General features: G+C 67.2%; 14 protein-coding genes, 1 tRNA gene and 1 pseudogene. 6 read left to right on the top strand and 10 right to left on the bottom strand.

The features are described from left to right. Positions 1-48 precede the first annotated feature (48 nt). From ettA to BN3385_RS15865, 7 genes and pseudogenes are all read right to left on the bottom strand, one after another. Complete coding sequence (gene ettA, locus BN3385_RS15900) at positions 49-1,722, bottom strand: energy-dependent translational throttle protein EttA (protein ID WP_059017971.1); 1,674 nt, start codon at positions 1,720-1,722, stop codon at positions 49-51. A gap of 112 nt (positions 1,723-1,834) precedes the next feature. Beyond that, the gene (locus BN3385_RS15895) at positions 1,835-2,296 is read right to left on the bottom strand and encodes a single-stranded DNA-binding protein (RefSeq protein ID WP_059017969.1); all 462 of its coding nucleotides are present in this window, start codon (positions 2,294-2,296) and stop codon (positions 1,835-1,837) included. A gap of 140 nt (positions 2,297-2,436) precedes the next feature. Next, a pseudogene (locus tag BN3385_RS29440) lies at positions 2,437-4,525 on the bottom strand (bifunctional copper resistance protein CopD/cytochrome c oxidase assembly protein); the annotation flags it as partial. Next, positions 4,509-6,845, bottom strand: coding sequence for a glycerol-3-phosphate 1-O-acyltransferase (locus BN3385_RS15880; RefSeq protein ID WP_059017967.1), 2,337 nt, complete (start codon positions 6,843-6,845; stop codon positions 4,509-4,511). The gene BN3385_RS15880 and the pseudogene BN3385_RS29440, both read right to left, overlap by 17 nt. Continuing rightward, a complete protein-coding gene (locus tag BN3385_RS15875) occupies positions 6,842-8,497 on the bottom strand; it encodes an HAD-IB family hydrolase/lysophospholipid acyltransferase family protein (protein WP_059017965.1) in 1,656 nt (551 codons plus the stop codon). The genes BN3385_RS15880 and BN3385_RS15875 overlap by 4 nt, the downstream gene beginning before the upstream one ends. Further along, positions 8,494-9,963, bottom strand: coding sequence for a wax ester/triacylglycerol synthase family O-acyltransferase (locus BN3385_RS15870; RefSeq protein ID WP_059022019.1), 1,470 nt, complete (start codon positions 9,961-9,963; stop codon positions 8,494-8,496). The genes BN3385_RS15875 and BN3385_RS15870 overlap by 4 nt, the downstream gene beginning before the upstream one ends. 117 nt (positions 9,964-10,080) lie before the next feature. Further along, positions 10,081-10,341 (bottom strand): hypothetical protein, encoded by a 261-nt coding sequence (locus BN3385_RS15865; protein WP_156432773.1) that lies wholly within the window; start codon positions 10,339-10,341, stop codon positions 10,081-10,083. Positions 10,342-10,439: 98 nt separating this feature from the next. On the opposite strand from BN3385_RS15865, the gene BN3385_RS15860 reads away from it, so the two are divergent. Further along, positions 10,440-10,664 carry a hypothetical protein gene (locus tag BN3385_RS15860; protein WP_059017961.1) on the top strand — a complete coding sequence of 75 codons (225 nt, stop codon included), beginning with the start codon at positions 10,440-10,442 and terminating at the stop codon, positions 10,662-10,664. Then, the gene (locus BN3385_RS15855) at positions 10,661-10,963 is read left to right on the top strand and encodes a hypothetical protein (protein ID WP_059017958.1); all 303 of its coding nucleotides are present in this window, start codon (positions 10,661-10,663) and stop codon (positions 10,961-10,963) included. The genes BN3385_RS15860 and BN3385_RS15855 overlap by 4 nt, the downstream gene beginning before the upstream one ends. On the opposite strand, the gene BN3385_RS15850 is transcribed toward BN3385_RS15855, so the two are convergent. Continuing rightward, entirely contained in the window at positions 10,947-12,155 is a 1,209-nt protein-coding gene (locus BN3385_RS15850; protein ID WP_059017957.1) for an alpha/beta hydrolase, read from the bottom strand. The genes BN3385_RS15855 and BN3385_RS15850 overlap by 17 nt on opposite strands. 293 nt (positions 12,156-12,448) lie before the next feature. Here BN3385_RS15850 and BN3385_RS15845 point away from each other — a divergent pair, with 293 nt between their 5' ends. The 4 genes from BN3385_RS15845 to BN3385_RS15830 all read left to right on the top strand — a co-directional run bounded on the left by BN3385_RS15845 (position 12,449) and on the right by BN3385_RS15830 (position 14,723). Next, on the top strand, positions 12,449-12,766 hold the full coding sequence (locus BN3385_RS15845; protein WP_059017955.1) for a hypothetical protein: 318 nt from the start codon (positions 12,449-12,451) through the stop codon (positions 12,764-12,766). An 86-nt stretch (positions 12,767-12,852) separates the two neighbouring features. Beyond that, positions 12,853-12,926 (top strand) — tRNA-Arg (locus tag BN3385_RS15840). Between the two features lie 113 nt (positions 12,927-13,039). Beyond that, a complete protein-coding gene (locus BN3385_RS15835) occupies positions 13,040-14,230 on the top strand; it encodes an IS481 family transposase (RefSeq protein ID WP_059017953.1) in 1,191 nt (396 codons plus the stop codon). 139 nt (positions 14,231-14,369) lie between these two features. Beyond that, a complete protein-coding gene (locus tag BN3385_RS15830; RefSeq protein ID WP_059017951.1) occupies positions 14,370-14,723 on the top strand; it encodes a VOC family protein in 354 nt (117 codons plus the stop codon). 1 nt (position 14,724) lies between these two features. Here the strand turns inward: BN3385_RS15830 and BN3385_RS15825 are convergent, their stop codons facing one another. Next, a complete protein-coding gene (locus BN3385_RS15825) occupies positions 14,725-15,645 on the bottom strand; it encodes an urea transporter (RefSeq protein WP_059017949.1) in 921 nt (306 codons plus the stop codon). 2 nt (positions 15,646-15,647) lie between these two features. After that, positions 15,648-17,015, bottom strand: coding sequence for a carbamate kinase (locus BN3385_RS15820; protein ID WP_156432772.1), 1,368 nt, complete (start codon positions 17,013-17,015; stop codon positions 15,648-15,650).

Here is a 17,015-nt window from a genome sequence, read left to right as displayed (position 1 = left end):
GAACTCCTGATCAGCTTGCGAACCCACGCTGGTCCGCAGCCGACCACATTAGTCGCGTGTGAGCCTGCGGTGGGTCACCCGGTGCGGACGGGCCGCGTCGGCTCCCAATCTCTCGACTTTGTTCTCCTCGTAGGCCCCGAAGTTGCCCTCGAACCAGAACCACTTGGCCTCGTTCTTCTCGTCGCCCTCCCACGCCAGGATGTGCGTGCAGGTGCGGTCGAGGAACCAGCGGTCGTGGGAGATGACCACGGCGCAGCCGGGGAAGTTCTCCAGCGCGTTCTCCAGCGACGACAGCGTCTCGACGTCGAGGTCGTTGGTGGGCTCGTCGAGCAGGATCAGGTTGCCGCCCTCTTTGAGGGTCAGCGCGAGGTTGAGCCGGTTGCGTTCGCCACCGGAGAGCACCCCGGCCGGCTTCTGCTGGTCCGGGCCCTTGAAGCCGAATGCCGAGACGTAGGCGCGCGACGGGATCTCGTTGTGGCCGACCTCGATGTAGTCCAGGCCGTCGGAGACCACCTGCCACACCGTCTTGCTGGGATCGATACCGGCGCGGGACTGGTCGACGTAGCTGAGCTTGACGGTCTCGCCGACCCGCACGGTGCCGCTGTCGGGCTGCTCGAGGCCGACGATGGTCTTGAACAGGGTGGTCTTACCCACACCGTTGGGGCCGATGACACCGACGATGCCGTTACGCGGCAGCGTGAACGACAGGTCCTTGATGAGGGTGCGGCCCTCGAAGCCCTTGTCGAGGTGCTCGACCTCGACCACGACGTTGCCCAGTCGCGGCGGGGCCGGGATCTGGATCTCCTCGAAGTCGAGCTTCCGGGTCTTCTCGGCCTCGGCGACCATCTCCTCGTAGCGGCCGAGGCGGGCCTTGTTCTTGGCCTGCCGAGCCTTGGCCCCCGAGCGCACCCAGGCGAGCTCCTCCTTGAGGCGCTTCTGCAGCTTCTGGTCCTTCTTGCCCTGCACCTCGAGGCGCTCGGCCTTCTTCTCCAGGTAGGTCGAGTAGTTGCCCTCATACGGGTAGGCGCGGCCGCGGTCTAGCTCGAGGATCCACTCGGCGACGTTGTCCAGGAAGTACCGGTCGTGGGTGACGGCCAGGATGGCGCCCTTGTAGGCGGCCAGGTGCTGTTCGAGCCACAGCACGCTCTCGGCGTCGAGGTGGTTGGTGGGCTCGTCGAGCAGCAGCAGGTCGGGCTTGCTCAGCAGCAGCTTGCACAGGGCAACGCGGCGCTTCTCACCACCGGAGAGGTGGGTGACCGGCTCGTCGGGCGGCGGGCAGCGCAGGGCATCCATCGCCTGCTCCAGCTGGGAGTCGATATCCCAGGCGTCCTCGGCGTCCAGCTCCTCCTGGAGCTTGCCCATCTCGTCCATCAGCTCGTCGGTGTAGTCGGTGGCCATCAATTCGGCGACCTCGTTGTACCGGTTGAGCTTGGCCTTGATGGCCACGCCGTCCTCGACGTTCTCGCGCACCGTCTTGGTCTCGTCGAGCACCGGCTCCTGCATGAGGATGCCGACCGTGGCGCCGGGCGCCAGCAGCGCATCGCCGTTGTTGGCCTGGTCGAGGCCGGCCATGATGCGCAGCACGCTGGACTTACCCGCACCGTTGGGGCCGACGACGCCGATCTTGGCTCCGGGCAGGAAGGCCAGGGTGACGTCGTCGAGGATGACCTTGTCGCCGTGTGCCTTGCGGACCTTCCGCATCGTGTAGATGTATTCGGCCATTGCCGCGGTGTCGCCTTCCGTCTTTTGCGTATATCTCGCGGACCATCCTAGGCGGCTGCAGACCGCGGCTGAGCGGCCGCGCCGGGTCTCCCCCGCGCGGCCGCCTGCCCCCTCACACCGACAGCGCCATCTCCGGCTCCTCGTCGGCCTCGTCGATCTCGTCGATCACGTCGGCGACATCGGGGGCCGGCTCCTCGACGGGCGCTTCGGCAGGCTTGGGCTGGGGTTGTTCGATGCGGACGATCGCCCGGGACAGATCCGGGCCCACCGCGGTAGCGCGCATCTCCAGCGATGACCGTCGCAGACCGTCCTTGTCCTCGTACTCACTGGTGAACACGTCGCCGACGACGATCACCGGCGCGCCCTTGTACAACGCGGCGCCCACGCCGGTGACCAGCTTGCCCCAGCAGTTGACCGTGATGAACAGCGAATTGCCCGGCTCCCAGGTGCCCTCGCCGTTGCGGCGGCGCGAGTTGCTGGCCACCCGGAAGCTGATCAGTTCCTGGTTGTTGACGATCCTGCGGCGAAGGTCGGTGACGATGCGGCCGACGACCGTCAGATGGGTTTCGAACATGGCTGGGGTCCTTTCTGGTTGATCACTGGACCCTCAGTGGGCCTCAGCCCACCGACAGCCGGCCGGCCATCATCAGCTGAGCCAAGCCGGTTGTGGATCAATCCGGGACTGTGGACAACCCAGCCGCGCTAGCCGCCGGCGTCGCGCCGCGCGAGCTCGGCCAGCATCGCGTTGTAGGCGGCCAGATCCGCATCGTGGTCGCGCTCGGCGGCGCGGTCCGTCCGTTTCGCGGTCCTCCGGTCACTGCGGCTCCACTGCACCAGCAGCGCGATCATCACCACCACAAGCGGGATCTCACCGGCCGCCCACGCGATCGATCCACCGAGATGCTGATCCCCCACCAGGTCGGTATGCCAGCTCAATTGCAGTGAGCGGTAGAAGCTTTCACCGAGCACCTGCTTCATGCCCATCAGCACCACACCGAAGAACGCGTGCATCGGAAGGGTGGCGAACACCATCCCGATCTTGGCCACCGGCAGCAGTTGACGCGGCGCGGGATCGACCCCGATCACCACCCAGTAGAACAGGTAGCCGCTCATCAGAAAGTGCAGGTTCATCAGCACGTGTGCGCCGTGGTGGCTGACCGCGGCGTCGAAGATGCCGCCGAAGTACAGCGCATAGAACCCGGCGACGAACATGATCGTGGCGACGACGGGGTGGGTGAAGAACCGCGACCAGTGGCTGTGCAGGCCGTCGAGCAGCCACTCGCGCGGTCCGGGCGGATTGTCCTTGCCCGCAGCGGGTAACGCCCGCAGGGCCAGCGTTACCGGGGCTCCGAGGACCAGCAGGATGGGAATCAGCATCGACAGCAGCATGTGCGCCGTCATGTGCACGCTGAACATCGCCGGCATGTAGCGCCCGAGCCCGGACGAGGTGGTGAACAACAACAGCGCGCAGCCCAGCAGCCAGGCCGCCGTGCGCCCCGCGGGCCACGGGTCGCCGCGGCGGTGCAGTCGGATCACCCCGGCGACGTAGACCGCGGCCAGCACGATCGCCGCGGTGCCGAAGATCAGGTCGAACCGCCAGTCCAGCAGGATCCGCGCCACCGTTGGCGGGCCGGCCAGGTCGTAACCGATCGCGACCTCGGTGGGCGACGGGTTGGCGTTCACCGGCGGGGGGGGCGAGCCGCCAGTCCAGCAGGATCCGCGCCACCGTTGGCGGGCCGGCCAGGTCGTAACCGATCGCGACCTCGGTGGGCGACGGGTTGGCGTTCACCGGCGGGGGTGGCGGGGTGCGCCCCAGCCCGACCGCGATGCCGAACGTCGCCCCGAAGATCAGAGCCTCGACAGTGGCAAGCCGGATCAGCGGACGCCGGTTCTCCGGATCGGCCTGCAGTGCCGCGACCGCGGTGCGGCGCTGCCGCCAGCCCAACACCGCCAGCGCGGTGAGCGCGATGATCTTGGCGAGGATCAGCGCGCCGTACTCGGTGGTGAACAGGTCGGAGACCCGAATCCTGATGAAGGCGTTGATGACTCCGGAACACGCCATCGCCACGAAGCACCACAGCGCCACCGCCGAGAAGCGTCGGGCCGCCAGATCGGCGTACTCGCCGCCGCGCATCGCGTGGGCCAGCAGGGCCAGCAGCCCACCGGCCCACAACGCGCCGGCCACCAGATGGATCAGCAGGCTGTTGGCACCCAGGTCGTGCGACCCGCCCGCCGATGAATGCCCGGTGAGCCCCAACGGGATCAACGTGATCAGCGATCCGGCCAGCAGGAACGGCGTCCACCCCCACCGCAGTACCGCCGAACTGGCGAGGGTGACGATCAACGCCAGGAACGCCGTCCACCGCCAGGCACTCGCGGTATCCACCAGGCTCGTCACCGCCCACAGCTGCACCGGGTTAAGGTGGTCATTGAGCGGCTGTCCCGACACGTCGGAGATGGTCAGCGGCACCAGCAGCGCCGCGCACACCGTCCACACCCCGGACGCCACGGTGCCCAGACGCAGCGCGCGGTAGCCGGCGACGTCGAGCACGCCGGTCTGCTGGGGCGGCACGAAAAACGTTGCCAGCAGGAATGATCCGATGGCGAGGACGGCGGCGATCTCACCGGCCGCCCGCACGAACGGCAAGCCCAGGGTGGTCACCGGTCCCGGGTCGGGCAGCCCCGTCGCCGACAGCGCGTCGGCCAGCGCAAGCGCCCCGATACCGGCGGCGATGGTCCCGGCGAGCAGTGCCACCACCGACAGCAGCGGCCACACCGAGCTGCGATCAGCCTGCCTGGTCACGCACCGACAGCTCACGGGCGTAGAACTGTTCGGTCGACAGTTCGTGGATGCGGTCCATGTCACCCAGGATGGCACGCAGCTCGTGCAGGAAGGCCTGCCGCCGCTCGCGCAGGTCGGGGGCCGCGGCCAGCAGGTTCTGATCAGCGGCCACCTGCCGAGCGGTGGCGAACAGCAGCGCCGACACCGACTCATTGCTGCGGATCCGGCCCTGCGCGGCGTACTGGGCGCCGACGCCGAGCGCGATGGTGGACAGTTCCTTCTCGCCGATATCGGCCGGGGCGTCACACAACACGTCCGCGACGATCTCGTAGGCCTCGAAGAACGGGCGCAGCATGGCGTGTGCCATCAGCGGCTGCTTGGCCCGCAGCAGGCGGTCCACCGCGTCGCCGCCCGCGGAGACCTGGATCTCCCAATCCTCCTGCCAGGCGAGCTCCTCGGCGAGATGCTCACGGAACGCGGCGGAGTCGGCGAAGTAGAAGTCGAACTTCAGCAGATCGCGCAACCGCATCGCCTGCTCCCAGAACACCGCCACCCGATCCCCGTCAGGCGCGCGGCCGGCGTGGGCCAGCGCCAGTTCGGCGATCGCGGTCTCCAGGAACGCATGGATAATCGAGTTGCGGTAGAACGCCGCCTCATGCTCGTGCTCGGGAGCGATCCGCCACACCGGCTCATGGCCACCGTCGACCCGGGTCACCGGGTGGCCGTTGGACAGCGCGTCAGCGGCCGCACGCACTCCTTCAGGGGTGCGAAGTCGCAACGCGGAGTTGGTGATCGGGCTCTGCTTGCGCTCGAGATAGTCCAGCGAGTCCTGCAGGGTGTGGTGCAACTGCTGCAGTGTCAGCGCGCGCCCGCGGGTGGTGAGCAGCAGCGCCGAGACCAGACCGGTGGCGTTGATCGGGGTGGCCCGCAGGATCCGCCAGGCGACTTCGAACGCCATCTTCTGCAGCGCAAGGCGTTTGGCGGCCGGGTCCGATCCGACCGGCCCACCCGGCTCCCCGAGGTACTGGCGCATCGACACCGCATCCGGGAAACGCACGTAGATCTTGCCGTAGTTGCGTTCGCCCTGAGCCTTGATGAACTTGTAGAGCCACTCCGCGCCTTCGGGCGTCTTCTCCCCGCCGCGGGCGTAGGCCGCGTACTCGGCGGTCTCGTGCAACTGGTCGAAGCTGATCGACACCGGCTGCAGCAGGATGTCCTCGCTGCGGCCGTCCAGGTAGGCGTCGGCGACATAGGCCAGCAGACCGAGCTTGGGCGGCAACATCTTTCCGGTGCGCGACCGGGTGCCCTCGATCGACCAACTCAGGTTGAACCGCTTCTGCACAATGAAGCCGACGAACTGGCGCAGCACGTACTTGTACAGCGGGTCGTCGAGCTTGCGGCGCAGGAAGATCACCCCGGACCGCCGCATCAACGGGCCCATGAATCCGAAGGACAGGTTGATCCCGGCGAAGGTGTGCGCCGGCGGAAGTTTGTTCTCCTGCATGGCCACCGGCACGATCACACCGTCGAGGTAGGACCGGTGCGACCACAGCAGAACTGCCGGATGGTCCTCCAGCGAGCGCCGCATCGACTCGATCTCGGCCGGGTCGTAGTCGATCCGTGGGTCGAAGCCCCGGCTGAAGATCGCACGTCCGAGGTTCGGAATCAGGTCGACCGAGAACCGGCTCCAACCGGTGGCCAGCTCGTTGAGCATCTCCTCGGCCTTGGCGGGACTGGCGCCGGGAATCTTCTCGAGCCCCTCCATGAACCGCGACGACGCCATCAGCTCATCGGTGATCAGCCGCGGCGACTTGTACTCCGGGCCCAGCAGCCGCAGTTCCATCCGTTCGATGGCCAGGGTGGCCCGGCGCAGCACGAAGCGGGCGAAGTCCCGCGGACTTTCGGCGACGGTGTTCTCCTGCCACTGCTGACGCAGCTCGGAGACCTTCGCCGGCTCACCGGCGACGATGCGGGCCCGGGACGGATCCTTGCGAAGGATGCTGCGCTGCAGGATCTCCGGCGGCCGGTAGGTGTCGCGACCGGAGATCAAGCCGACCACTTTTACCCGGGTCGGCAGTCCGCCGGGCACCCAGAACACCCGCACCGGAACCACCAGCCGGTCCTCGCTGCCGGCGAGTTCCTCGACGAGCTGGGCCACCACCCCGGGGGGCGGATCGCCGGCGGGAAGCTGCAGCACCTCGACCTTGGTGTCGGGGTGGGCTTGGCGCTGGGCGTGCAGCCAGTCATGCAGCAGATCGAACTCGGCTTTGGACGACACCGAGGCGAGCACCAGCGCGTCGTCGGTGGTGCTGAAGTCGGCCAAGTGGTCGCTGGAGGTCATCGCCGTCCCCTGACCGTGGGCGTCTCACCCTGTGCCGCAGTCTTCTTGGCAGGCGCCTTCTTGGCCGCCGCCTTCTTCACCGGAGCTTTCTTCGCCGCCGCTTTCTTGGCCGGAGCCTTCTTGGCGGCCGCCTTGTCCGCGGGCGCCTTCTTAGCCGGAGCCTTCTTGCCGGGGGTTTTCTTGTAGACGTCCGGTACTGGCAGCGTGTCCTCCGGCCAGTCCTTGAGGGTGTCCAGGTAGAGCTGACGTACCGCGGCGATCCGGTCCGGGAGGTCCTCCAGCGTCCAGTCCTGCACCGAAATCGGCGGATAGACAACCACATCGACGGTGCCCGGGCTCATCGTCGAGGAATCACGCGGTGCGATCACCTCGGCGTTGCGGATCACGATCGGCACGATCGGCACGCCGGCAGCCATCGCCAGCCGGAACGGCCCCTTCTTGAACGGGCCGACGGTGCGGGTGTCCAGCCGGGTGCCTTCCGGCGCGATCAGGATCGACAACCCCTTGCTGACCAGATCCTCGACATGTTGCAGCGACTCGACAGCAGCCTTGGGATCTTCCCGGTCGATGAAGACGGTGTCGACCAGTTTGCCCAATGTGCCGATGACAGGGTCGCTTTCGAGCTCCTTCTTGCCCACCCCGGTCCAGTTGTCCTTGAGCAGGGCCGCGGAGATGACCGGATCGAAGTTGTTGCGGTGGTTGAAGATGAACACCGCGGGCCGCTTCTTGGTGAGGTTCTCCTCGCCGAGCACGTTGAGCCGAACCCCGTTGGCCGCCAACAACATGTTCGGGAATGCGGTGGTGAAGAAGTTTACGCCGCGGCGCCTGCTGCGGGTCAGCAGACCCCAGCCGAGGGCACCGTAGGCGGCGGGCACCAGCGATCCGACACCGAGCAGCGTGCGTACCTGGCCCAACACCCCGCCGCTGCCGCGGCTGTTGAACTGCAGGATCGGCCAGCCGCGGCGCCTAGCAACGGCCGCCATCTTGCCCTCGGGGTTGGTCGGGCGCGGGTTGCCCACCAGGTACATCAGCGCGACGTCCTCGTCGCCGTCGGCATAGAAGTAGGACTTCTTGAGGTCGATGTCGTTGTCGGCGGCGAACTTCTGCACCGCGTTGGCCTTCCCCGGTCCCCACAGGATGGGCCGGACCACCTCACCGGTGAGCACGTCGTCCTCGTCGACCTCGAAGCGGTTGGTCAGCGTGTTCTCGATACCCAGGAAGCGCGCCACCGGCTCGACCTGAAGAGTCAGCGCCGACGAACTCAGCACCACAGTGTGTCCGCGTTCCATGTGGGCGTGCACCAGTTCGCGCATCTCGGGGTAGATCCGCTTTTCGATCTTCTGCACGAAGAGCCGCTCACCGATCTCGTGCAGATCCGACAGCGCACGACCGCGCAGGGCCTGGGAGGCTTTGGTGATCAGTTCCTCGAACTCCAGTCGGCCCAGCTGATGGTTGAGCCCGGCGGAGATCATCGTGATCAGCTCGCCGATCCCCATGTCGCGGCTGCGGAACCGTTCCCGGGTCAGGATGACCGCGGTGAAGCCGGCCACCAGGGTGCCGTCCAGATCGAAGAACGCCCCGATCTTCGGGCCGGGTGGGCTGGCCATCACCTCGGCGACCGAACCGGGCAGGCGCATGTTCTTCTCGCTCATGAGTAAGCCACCGATCCGCTCGCAGGGGTGGACGCCGAGTCGTCGGCGGAATCAGGAAACGATGCCGGCACCACCCGCGGAGGCGGATCACCGGCCAGCGCCAGCACTTCGTCGAACCCGCGTCGCAGGCATTGGGCGAACAGGGCTTCGTTGGTGATCGATGCGCGGTCATAGCGGGTGGTCACGGTGACAAAGCCGCCGCGGGATACCAGCACCACCATCATCGCGACACCGGGGAGTGGACCAAGTCCGAACTGCCGCAACACTTTCGCCCCGGCGATGTAGGTGTCGCCGGCGTAGACGGGAACGTTGCTGGCCTGGACGTCGGAGGCGACCACTGACCCGCTCATCGCTTCGAGCACGGCGTCGGGCAGCAGGGTGAGCACCGGCGCCACCGAGCCGATCAGGTCGATGGCCGCCTCTTCCCGGCGCGAGGTCATCTGCTTGCGGATCTTCTGGATCCGCAGCGCGGCGTCGGCGACACCGATGGGAGCGGCCAGATTGACCCCGGCGAACCGGTTGCCGCCGGCCGGGTCGGCCTCGGCCCGCAGACTCACCGGGACCGCCATGGGCAGGCTGTTCACCGGGACGCCGAGCGCCTCGTGGTAGAGCCGCAGCGCGCCGCACAACCCGGCGAGGTAGGCGTCGTTGATCGATCCGCCGGCAGCGTGCGCGGCCGCCCGCAGGTCGGCCAGCCGCATCTCGATGGCCTCACTACGAGAGGACAGACTGCGCCGGCGCAGCAGCGGCGACGGCTCGGCGGCCCGGCCCATCACCCGTCGACCCGAGCGCGCATAGTCGACCGCGTCGAAGACCGCGGTGCCCGGACTGCGCACCACGCGTCCGATCACCGACAGCCCGCCGGCCACCGCACCGAGCACCCCGCCGACGACAGCGCCCGGGATCTGGTTGAGCCCTTCGCGCATCAGATCGTTGGGTGTCAGGTCCTGCGGCACCGGCATGGGCGGCGCGGGCCGCGGCGGAGGTTCGCGCTCCAGGTCGTAGATCTCGGCGAACATCGCGGCGGCGCCGACGCCGTCGGTGACGGCGTGACTCAGGTGCAGCAGGGTCGCGGCCTTGCCGCCTTCCAGACCTTCGACGAGGGTGGCCGTCCACAGCGGCCGGGAGATGTCCAGCGGTGACTGCAGACTGACCTCGGCGAGGTCGAGCACCTGGCGCAGGGTGCCCGGCTCGGGCACCCTGACCCGGCGGACGTGGAAGTCGAGATTGAAGTCCGGGTCGACGACCCAGCGGGCCGGTGCGGTAGGCAGCGTAGGCACCACCACGCGCTGACGCAGCCGCAGGACCTTGCGCGAGGCGTTCTCGAAGCAGGCGCGGAACCGGTCCCAGTCCGGGGTCGTGTCCAGGATCTCCAACGCCATGATCCCGGAACGGGTGCGGGGGTTGGCTTCACCGCGATGCAGCAGCATGTCCAGGGGGCCCAGTTCGTCGACGGGTCGGCTCATCGATCCCTCCTCATCGACACCAGCACCCTCCTGTACCCACAAGGCCGACATGAAACGCGCCAACCACGCTAGTCGGCCCGCGCCGGTGGTGGTGGGGATTGTGAGTCGTCTGTGACCTCAGGCCACGCAGAGCGGGGGCAACAGGAGCAATGCCGGCCACAGCACCGCGGCCAAAACGTAGGAGGCCACCTCGGCCCCGGCCGGCAGAATCTTCTCGAGCTGGTCATTGAGTTGCTGCACCTGCTCGACGTGGAAGAAGGCCCACGTGAGCCCGATCAGCAGGTGCGGGATGGCCAGCCACAGCGCGACCTCGATGAGCTGCTCGATGCTGACTTCGTGGTTCAGTACCCGGCGCAGCTTGCCCAACAACGCTTCCACCCGGCCTCCCTCAATTTCTGAGAACATAGCTTCTCACAAACCGGCCGCAACCGAACCTGTCCTGACTACGATCGTCCTGACCGCACTCGGGAGGGCTGATGTTGACGAAACTGCGCCAGGTGCTGAGTTACAAGCTGACGATCGCCGAACTGATCGGGATCGGGTTGCTGCTCGGAATCCCCTACCTCGCCGTCGGTCTGGTGTGGTCGTCCACCCACACCGAACATCTCCACCAGATGCACGGTCTGGATTTCGTGGTGTCATTCCTCGGATCGATCGTGTCCTGGCCGGTGCTGCTGTTCGCGAATGTCTGCATGACATGACCGCGGGCCGGCTGCTCGCGGCCGCCGCCGCGGCGGTGCTGCTGACGGTCGGACTGCTGGCGCTGCGCTGGCCGGTGTACCTCCCGGAGTACGACCCGTGGGGCATAAAGATCAACTGCGGCAGCGGTTTCAGCGCCGAGCTAGTTCAGGCGCAGTTCGCCGGATCGGTCGATCGCTGCCAACATGCGCTGGCGGTACGCCGGATGTGGGCCATCCCGGTCGCGGTACTGGGTTGGCTGATCGTGGTATGGCTAGCCGTGCCGCTGCTGCGACCGGACGAGGTCAGCTCGCCGAGCTGACCACCAGCCGCCGAGAACGCTTGCGGGCGTTGATATGTCGGCCATAGACGATGCCGAGGAAGGCGGCCACCGCCTCGGAGGCCAGCTGGCAGCGCAGGGTGGCGATGGTGTCGAAGGCGTGATGGGCGTTGGGCAGCTCGGCGTAGGACACCGAGCGCGCGCCGCTCTCGCGCAGCGACGTGCAGAAGGCTCGGGCTTGCGAATTTGGGACGACGGCGTCGTTCTCGCCGTGCAGGACGAAGAACGGCGGTGCGTGGCGATGGGTCCGGAACATCGGCGAGGCATCGCGGAACAGCTGCGGATCATCAGCGAGCCGCTGCTGCATGACGACGTGTTCGAGCAGCGGCATCATCAGGCCGTGCATGTTGTCGACGTTCGTCAGGTCGTAGACGCCGTAGTACGGGGCCGCGGCCTGCACGCTGGTGTCGGCGTCCTCGAAGCCGGGCTGCAGCGTGGTGTCGCCCGCGGTCAGTGCGGCCAGTGAGCTCAGGTGACCGCCGGCTGACCCGCCGGTGATGGCGATGAAGTCGGGGTCGCCGCCGTAGTCGGCGATGTTGGCGCGCACCCAGGCGATCGCCCGCTTGACGTCGACGATGTGGGAGGGCCAGGCGTTGCGGGGGCTTCGGCTGTAGTTGACCGACACGCAGATCCAGCCGAGCTCGGTCATCCGGGTCATCAGGGGGTAGCCCTGGCCGCGCTTGTCGTTGATGGACCATCCCCCACCGGGGACGTGGATGAGGACCGGGGCCCGATAGCCCTCGGGCAGGTCAGGACGGCGCCACACGTCCAGCAGATGGTTACGTCCGCCGGGGCCGTAGGAGATGTTCGTGGTCTTCTCGGCATAGCGGCGCCGGTGACGCATGGCTTCGAGGACCGCAGTCAGGTTGGGCCGGCGGGCCGAGTAGGGCTCCAGCGGGTGATGCACGCCGTCGGCGTAGGCGTCCCCGAACGTCTCGCGCAGGGCGGTGTCCAGAACGGTGTCGGCGCGCTGCACCGCGAGCGCCGCGGCCACTTTCTCCAGCGGCGACGGGACCGCCGACAGGGCGTGTCCGGTGACCACGTGTGGGGCGAACTCGGCGGCGATCCACCCGAGTATCCAGCCCGCAGCCGCTGGTGAACCGCGGAGCAGCAACGAACCGGTGTGGTAGGCGCGCGTGCACTGCGCGGCCACCTGCTCGATCGGACTGCTCATGAGCGGTCGGACTCCCTCGACACTTAGCCAACCTAAGGCGTTTGCCCAGTTTGCGGCAGCACGACGCAGGGTTAGCGTGTGCTGCCCGTCACACCATAGCGAATTGCCCGCGGACTCAACGACATTTCTTCCGCGGTCACGACAGCTTGCGGCGTTCACGCAGGCCAGAAGCCTGCGAAACCGACACGACCGCGGTAGCTCATCCTGCGAGCAAAGTGAATTCTGGGTGGACAGATGCTGTCAGTTGGCTCTGTTCCCAGGAAACGCGAAGTAGACGCAACCAGGATTTGTGGATGCTTCTCGACGACTGGAACCCGCCAGCGGCGGTGGGAGCGGGTCATGCCGCCCCCGGCCCGCGCCGGTTCCGCGCGGCCGCGCCGCCGCCGCATCCCAACGATGCCGCCCAGGCCAGGGTGTTTGCCAAGCTCATGCGCGCCGAGATCGCCGAGTTGGATCAGCTCATCGACATCGCCTCGACCCGCTGGGCCGACCGGATCGACGCCGGCTGGGGCAACGCCCGGACGCCGGAGCCGGTGCTGCGGCTGCGCGCCAAGCGCGCCGAAGTCCAGCGGTTTCTCGACCGACTGCAGTCGCGGTTCGCCGCCGAGTAAGTTCGCCTCAGCCAGATTCGAAGCCGCCAAAGGCTGTGGGTGGTCCTACCTGGCAAACCCGGCCGACTAGACTCTCCCCACGCGCTGCCTCCGTAGCTCAGTCGGATAGAGCAAGGGCCTTCTAATCCCTAGGTCGCAGGTTCGATTCCTGCCGGGGGCGCTTTCACGGTGTATGGCCTCGGCTGATGCTTGACGTTTCGGCTTCGGGTGATGGGCGACAGTGTTTCGGCTGATGCTTTACAGCTATTTCGGTTGATCCTTGACACTCCCTAGATGAGGGAGTTGAGCGTGGCTGAGCAGCGGTATCAGGCCGTGTTGGCCGTGATCAGTGATGGGTTATCGATTTCGCAGGTCGCCTCGAAGGTGGGGGTGTCGCGACAGACGCTGCATGCGTGGTTGGCCCGCTACGAGGCTGAGGGCCTGGAGGGCTTGGTGGATCGGTCGCATCGACCGCGCAGGTGTCCGCATCAGATGCCGGCGTCGGTGGAGGCGGTCATGTTGGAGCTGCGCCGGTCGCGGCCGTATTGGGGGCCGCGCCGGTTGGTGTTCGAACTCGACAAGCGCGGTGTGCGGCCGGTGCCCTCGGAGTCGGCGGTGTATCGGGCGTTGCTGCGCGCGGGGATGATCGACCCAACCAGCAGGGATCGACGCGCGCGTACGTGGAAACGCTGGGAACGCGGTGCGCCCATGGAGTTGTGGCAGATGGACGTCGTGGGAGGGTTCCCGCTGGCTGATGGCACATCGGCCAAGGCGTTGACCGGCATCGACGACCACTCCCGACTGTGCGTGTGCGCCCATCTGATGAGCAGAGAACGCACGCGGGCAGTCTGCGACGGGCTACGCCAGGCGCTGGCCCACTATGGGGCACCCGAGCAGATCCTGACCGATAACGGCAAAGTGTTCACGGGGCGGTTCAACCACCCGCCGGTGGAAGTGCTCTTCGATGCGATCTGCCGCGAACAGGGCATCGAGCATCTGCTGACTCAGCCGCGCTCACCGACCACGACCGGCAAGATCGAGCGATTCCACCGTAGCCTGCGCGCTGAATTCCTCAGCACCGCAGCACCTTTCCCCACTCTGAAGGCCGCCCAACAAGCCCTCGATGAGTGGGTGGCCGATTACAACACCGCACGACCCCATCAATCGTTGAAGATGGCCACCCCGGCACAGCGTTTCGCCGCCGGCGCCCCGGTCAGGCCGGTGCAGAGCGCAGCGCCGACGGTCGGCACTGGGCGTGCCGGGAATGACTGGGTCTCGCGCACGGTCACCACCAACGGGGTGGTCTGTGTGTCCTGGCAGCAGGTCAGTATCGGCCGGCACTACGCCGGATCACGCTGCGACGTCCACGTCGACGGCGATCTGTTGAGGTTCTTCATCGGCGATGTTCTGGTCAAGACCGCCGCACGCACCAGCACCGGAGAGGTAAGAAACAAAAGGGCCTTCCGCACCAGCGGACCGGCCTAACACACAACACCGAGTGTCAAGGATCAACCGACACACAAACGTCAACCATCAACCGACTCTGAACAGGGGCGCTTTCACGGTCGTCGCCAGCCTGGGTTACCTTTCCGCCAGGGTGCTGACAGAACGACCAAGGAGAACCGTGAGCGATCACGAAGTGAAGATGATCATCCTGTCCACCGACGACCTCGACGAGTCGATCCGCTTTTATGGCGACACCCTCGGCATGGCGGTGAAGTTCCGCGACGGCACCCACTTCGCCGCACTCGACGGCGGGCCCATCACGCTGGCGCTGGCCACCGAGATCGACCACCCGATCCCCGGCCAGGTCGTGGTCGGTATCAAGACAGCTGATGTCGACGCCGCCGCCAAGGCGGTCGAGGACAGCGGCGGCGGCATCGTGAAGGGCCCCTACGACGACGCCCACGAACGTCGCGCCGTCGTCTACGACAACAAGGGCAACGGCCTGGTGTTCTACAGCCCGCTCAAGCGCTGAACTAGGTGGCCGGCGGCGTCGGCTTCGGGCCGTAATGCCGGTGCAGCCAGTCCAGCAGCATCACGGTCCACACGGCGATGACGAAGCCCGACGCCAGGGCCGGTACCGGTGCGCTGCGGTTGATGTAGCTGAAGAACCACGTCCCGAGCAGGGCCGCCAGGATCGCCAGCCGCAGATCGCCGTTGAGAACGGCAGCCGCACCCAGCGCGGCCAGCACCGCGTTGAAGCCGACGAAGCCGGTGTTGATCGCGCCACCGGCCGTGCCCACGTGTTCGGCGATCGCCACGGCGATCAGCGCGGCCACGGCGGCGATCACCGCGTGCCGCCAGTTGCTCACCAGCAGACCGAGCAGGAAGAACACCCCGGTCAGGATCGACGGCGCGAACAGGGTCGAGCCCAACGCGGTGATCACCGCGGCACCCCAGTGCACGTCCTCCACCGGCCACGGCCCGAGATCGAGCTTGATCAGTTCGGGCCGGGCATCGGCGATGAACCACATCACCCAGAACGTCACGATGAACGGTGCGGCCAGGAACGGGATCGGCAGCCACTTCGACATCGCCACCGCCACCAGGGCGACGACGACGGCGAGCACCATCACCCAGATCCACAGCGCCACATCGGGTTCGTAGAAGTTGCCCATGGCCAGACCCATCAGACCCGAGTTGAACCCGAACAGCCCGAGATCGAGAAGGGTGCGGTCGGCCTTGACCAGCCGGGCCACCACCGTCGCAATGAAAACCGACGCCACGTAGAACACCGCCATCCGCCAGCTGTAGGTCAGCACGGCGACGACGAAGAGCAGGCCGGTGATCTCATTGGCCTGGAAAGCGCACTGCGAGAACCCTCTGAGGACCTGTCGCCAGAACGGCAGTGATCCGAGGTTGACGTCGGGCAATACGTTCTTGCCCAGGACGGTCATGACTACGTGACTCCCTCCGCGGCGGTATAGGCGCGCCAGCCGCCGTGCTGGCTGATCTCGCGCTGACCCTCGACCAGCGCCGGTTCCCCGATCACTCCGAGAACCGTTGAGCCGTCGGCAAGATTGACCTTCCCGATCGACAGGCCGGGCGGTTCGTTCAGCAGGATTCCCGCCAGCCCGGCGGCGGGTACCGACCACACCTCCACCGCAACCGCCACACCCGATCCATCGGTCACCCGGATCATCGCGGGGTGGTCATCGTTGATGGTCCAGATCCGGTACACCGGTTCGGTGGCGGTCTCCCGGATGAACGTGGCACCGGCGGCCGCCATGTTCGGCGACAGCTTGAGTCCGCGCATCAGGGTTCCGTTGACCGCCAACAACACTGAACCGCTGTCGGTCGCGTCAGCCTTCGGTGTCGGCGCCGCGTCCCCGACGATCCGGGTGCCGGAGGTGCCGTCCAGGATCGCCGAGATCTCCTCGGCCGCACCGATCACCCCGGTTGCACCCGGCGTGCTGGCGACGAAGTCGGCGACCGCCTCGACCTTGGGTTCCATCGAGCCTTTCCCGAACTGACCGGAGGCGATGTACTGCCGGGCTTCCTCGACGGTGATCGCGTCGAGCCACTTCTCATCCGGGGTGCCGAAGCCGATCGCCACCCGGGGCACCCCGGTCGGGATCATCAACAGGTCGGCCGCCAGATCGTGGGCGAGCAGACCGGAGGCAATGTCCTTGTCCACCACGGCTTCCACACCGGCGACGGTGCCGTCCGGTGACAGTGTCACCGGGATACCGCCGCCACCGACGGCGACCACGATCGCGCCGTCGTCGAGAAGCTTGCGGATCAGCTCGGTCTCCAGGATGGCGGTCGGCCGCGGCGATGCGACGGTGCGGCGCCACCCGCGCCCGGCGTCCTCGGCGATCGTCCAGCCGAGTGCGGCGGCCATCTGCTTGGCCTTGTCCTCTTCGAGGAACGAGCCGACCGGCTTGGTCGGGTTCTCGAATGCCGGATCGTCCAGGCTGACCACCGAGTGGGTGACGACGGCGACCACCGGCCGGGACAGCCCGCGGCGCGCCAATTCGTTGCGCAGTGCCTTGACGAACATGTAGCCGATCGCACCCTGGGTGTCGGCGACGGCGTAGTCGACGGGGACCGGATCGACCTCGTCGGAGGCCAGCTCCGAGCGACGCAGGATGAACCCGACCTGCGGCCCGTTGCCATGGGAGACAACGAGTTTCCAGCCCTGCTCCACCATGTCGATCAGGGGCGGAACGGTGCGGCTGACGGTGTCGTACTGCTGCGGGATGGAGTCGTGCTCGGCGTCGGTGACCAGAGCATTGCCACCGAACGCGACGATTGCGGTCCCCAC

It is taken from the genome of Mycobacterium sp. M26, from assembly GCF_001494595.1.
In the GTDB taxonomy this organism is placed as follows: domain Bacteria; phylum Actinomycetota; class Actinomycetes; order Mycobacteriales; family Mycobacteriaceae; genus Mycobacterium.
The sequence above is the reverse complement of the archived record's forward strand: the minus strand, read 5'-3'. Positions and strand labels throughout refer to the sequence as shown.